Source organism: Lysobacter sp. N42, from assembly GCF_004344885.1.
This window is the reverse complement of record NZ_SKFB01000154.1, coordinates 1-581: the sequence shown is the minus strand read 5'-3', so window position 1 is coordinate 581 and position 581 is coordinate 1. Positions and strand designations below refer to the sequence as shown.

Below are 581 nucleotides of genomic sequence, written 5' to 3'. Positions count from 1 at the left end.
GACCGGATCCAGGCCCAGATCCAGCGCGAGCTGCCGGGTTTCATTGCCCTCGTAGGCGCGATCCATGACCAGATGGCAGCGCGCGGGCAGGGGTGGCAGGGCATGCAGCAGGGCGCGACCGGCTGGGGCATCGCCCGCCTGGCCCGGCGAAAGCGAGAAGGCTAACGCGCAGCGGGAATCCGCGGCAGCCATATGAATTTTGGTGGTCCAGCCTCCGCGGGAGCGGCCGATGGCCTGCGGGCCGTTTTTTTTCGTGCGCCGGTGCCGTCCGGGTGGACCTTGACGATCGTACTGTCCAGGCTGACCGCCTCCAGCCGCACCCGGACCAGCTGTTCGGCCTGCATGCGCTCGAAGACCCGATCCAGGACCCCGGCCTTGGCCCACCGGTTCATCCGCGTGTAGATCGTGTGCCAGTTGCCGAACCGCTTGGGCAGGGCCCGCCACTTGCAGCCATTTTCGGCCACGAACAGGATCGCGTTGAGCACTTGAAGGTTGTCCAGCGACACATTGCCCCGCTGCCGCGGCAGGCAATCCTCGATACGCGCGAATTGCGCAGGCGTAAGTTCCATGCGCAGTATGTT

1 pseudogene is annotated in these 581 nt (G+C 66.1%); it reads right to left on the bottom strand.

The annotated features are described in order from the left end of the window. Positions 1-569, bottom strand: a pseudogene (locus EYQ95_RS26285) (IS5 family transposase); the annotation flags it as partial. Positions 570-581 lie beyond the last annotated feature (12 nt).